The sequence below is a fragment of the Thermofilum sp. genome, from assembly GCF_038871435.1.
Taxonomy (GTDB): domain Archaea; phylum Thermoproteota; class Thermoprotei; order Thermofilales; family Thermofilaceae; genus Thermofilum; species Thermofilum adornatum.
In genome coordinates this window covers 33078-35902 of record NZ_JAVZIC010000010.1, presented here as the reverse complement: position 1 = coordinate 35902, position 2825 = coordinate 33078, and the positions used below count along the sequence as shown (strand labels likewise).

3 protein-coding genes and 1 pseudogene are annotated in these 2825 nt (G+C 45.3%); 1 reads left to right on the top strand and 3 read right to left on the bottom strand.

Annotated features, from left to right (window positions below; translation table 11 throughout):
• Positions 1-37: 37 nt before the first annotated feature.
• Genes QXT17_RS09220 through QXT17_RS09210 form a run of 3 tightly spaced genes read right to left on the bottom strand, consistent with a single transcriptional unit; the run spans position 38 to position 2324 of the window.
• Entirely contained in the window at positions 38-778 is a 741-nt protein-coding gene (locus QXT17_RS09220; protein WP_020962863.1) for an amino acid ABC transporter ATP-binding protein, read from the bottom strand.
• Positions 779-780: 2 nt separating this feature from the next.
• Complete coding sequence (locus QXT17_RS09215) at positions 781-1443, bottom strand: amino acid ABC transporter permease (protein ID WP_240366725.1); 663 nt, start codon at positions 1441-1443, stop codon at positions 781-783.
• A gap of 41 nt (positions 1444-1484) precedes the next feature.
• Positions 1485-2324 (bottom strand): ABC transporter substrate-binding protein, encoded by an 840-nt coding sequence (locus QXT17_RS09210; protein WP_052885671.1) that lies wholly within the window; start codon positions 2322-2324, stop codon positions 1485-1487.
• A gap of 136 nt (positions 2325-2460) precedes the next feature.
• On the opposite strand from QXT17_RS09210, the pseudogene QXT17_RS09205 reads away from it, so the two are divergent.
• Positions 2461-2825, top strand: a pseudogene (locus QXT17_RS09205) (hypothetical protein); the annotation flags it as partial.

Sequence of the window (2825 nt, the reverse complement as noted above, 5' to 3'; positions counted from 1 at the left end):
GGAAAAACAGACCTCTACAAATTCTACAGAAGCCTCCTTATTTCCTTATCAATTTTAGGAAAGCCTTAACTCTTTCAGTTGAGGGAGAATCCAGTATTTTGCTCGCAGGCCCTTCCTCAATGATTTTTCCATGTTCCATGACGGCAATCCTGTCAGCCACCTCCCTCGCAAAGTCCAGCTCGTGGGTCACCGCGAGCATTGCAATGTTCCTCTTTGCGACGTCAAGCAGTACATCTATGACTTCTGCCTTTAGTTCCGGGTCAAGGGCAGAGGTAGGCTCGTCAAGAAACAAGATCACGGGATCCATGGCCAAAGCCCTAGCAATAGCAACCCTCTGCTGTTGTCCACCACTAAGCTGGAGCGGATACTTTTCTTCAAACCCTGCTAGCCCCACCTGGCGCAATAGTTCTAAAGCTGTCCTCCTTGCATCCTCCTTGCTGTAGCCCTTCACAATCCTAAGTGGAAGCGCTACATTGTCTACAACTTTCATGTGTGGAAACAAGTTGTAACTCTGAAAAACAAAGCCGGTCTTTGCTCTAGCTTTCCTGAGATCAACGCTGCCAGAAGTCAATTCCTCGCCATCTAGGAATACTTTGCCCCTGGAGGGTTTCACCAGGAGCACCGCAACCTTTAAGAGAGTGCTCTTCCCGCTTCCACTAGGACCCATAATTACTACTTTTTCTCCCCTCTTAACTGTCAGGGAAACACCCCTAATAACTTCTACCCCCTCATAGCCAGCCTCGACGTCCTCAAGCCTCAATACTTCCTCGCTTACCATGCCTATGCACCCGTGTATCCAGGGATCTTCAAAGCTTTCTCAATACGACGAGACGAATGGGAAATAGCATAGCACACAATGAAGTATACAAGGGCGACTACGAGATAAGCCTCGAGGGCCCTATACGTGTATGAGGCCACGTATTCTCCCCTCCTTGTTAACTCTACGATGCCTATCACTGAGGCGAGGGAACTTTCCTTAATAACGGTCACAAACTCGTTTACAAGCGAGGGAATAGATATCCTTAAGGCCTGCGGCAAAACCACGTACCTGTAAACTTGGTATCCAGAGAAACCCAGGGACTCGGCCGAGAGAATCTGGACCTCAGGGATACTCTTTACAGCAGACCTAAATATCTCTGCCTGGTAAGCGGCACTATTTAGCCCAAGCGCCAGAAAAATCGAGGTCATAGCGTCAAACTTTATTCCAAGAGCCGGGAGACCAAAATAAATCAATAGGATCTGTACCAAGAGAGGCGTGCCCCTAACAATCTCAATGTATGGCCGCGCTACAATCTTTCCAGGCGTCGTACTGAGCCCAAGAAGGATAACACCGAGAACAAGGCCGAGGAGAAAAGACGAAACAGACAATTCCAGAGTTACTACGATACCTCCAGCAATGTATGGGCCGTACTCCACTAGAAAACTGAGGAAATCCATAGACATCTCCTAGATAAAAAAGAAAAACATAAAAACATATATTTATTTTAGCTTGACCCAAGCCACTTTGCAATCTCGTTGTTAAAGATTTGTTGCATCTCGCCGGAGTCAATTAGTTTTTCTATCACACTGTTCACAACATATTTCAAGTCCTCAGCACCCTGAGGGACAGCAACAGCTCCTCCAATTGTTGGTATACTCACATAGGTAGCGATCTTCAGCGATGGCTCCTTTGTTATCAGCGCGTCGGCAATCTTATCGCCTAAAATCATTGCATCGATATCTCCTCTCTGTAGGGCCCAAACCAACTCAGGATATACATGGTCATATGACTTTACCTCGGCTTTTCCCTTCAAGTTATTATTTGCCCACTCTTCCTGTATCGTCCCAAGTTGGACTCCTATCTTTTTCCCGTATAGATCCTGCTCGCTCTTTATATTTGCGTTCTGTAGGGTAACCACGGCATAGCCTTTACTAGTATAGTATGGGATCGAGAAATCCACAACCTTCTCTCTTTCAGCCGTGGGAGTCATATCCGCGATAACTATATCAACGTCACCATTCTTCAGCGCCTCTATCAACCCGGCAAACTTCATGTCCTTTATCTCGAGTGAAACGCCCAGCTCCTGGGCTATTCTCTTAGCTATCTCTATGTCTATCCCTGCGTAGTTATGATTTGCATCTACATACTCGAATGGCGGCCAGTCTGCACTCGTCCCTACAATAAGCTTCCCACGAGCTTTGATTTTGTCAATATAGTTCTGTGCTTGCTGTTTCGAACTATATCCTAGTAGCCCGTATGTTGCTAGGCCTCCTACCAGTAGACCAACTATAAAAATTGCAAGCATATTTGGTAGGCTCTTAAAGTTTTTTATTTTTTGGCTCATGGCTATCAGAAAAGTTGTTAGTGATCTAGCTTTATAAACTTTTTTATTCATTAAAGATTTTTCAAATAGATAAAAATCCTCAATATTTAGGACATTTCCAGAAAAACATATTAATCCAAGACATTCAATAAGCGATATGTCCAGACGTGAGGGCGTCTCTTACTATGTCCGCTTGGCTCTACTCTCGCGCCCATACGTGTTGATAGCTCTCCAGCAAGGAATAATAAACTACTCAGCCCTTGCAAAGCTCATACACGGCGATGTAGAAAAAATCGCTGGGCGGAGCTTCACAAAAACCTCGATAAAAATGGCTGTCCTCAGGGTAGCTAAGTCAATGCTCGAGACAATACCTCCAACCCTCAGGCTCTCTAGGGTTCTCTCAAGTAGCTCCCTAAGAGTCTACCATGACTTAAGTGTTCTCTCGGTACCAAACAGCACTTTCCACACAAAAATTGAAAAAATGTTTGCTAGCGGCTCATTGTCCAAGACAAGTGTTCTCCA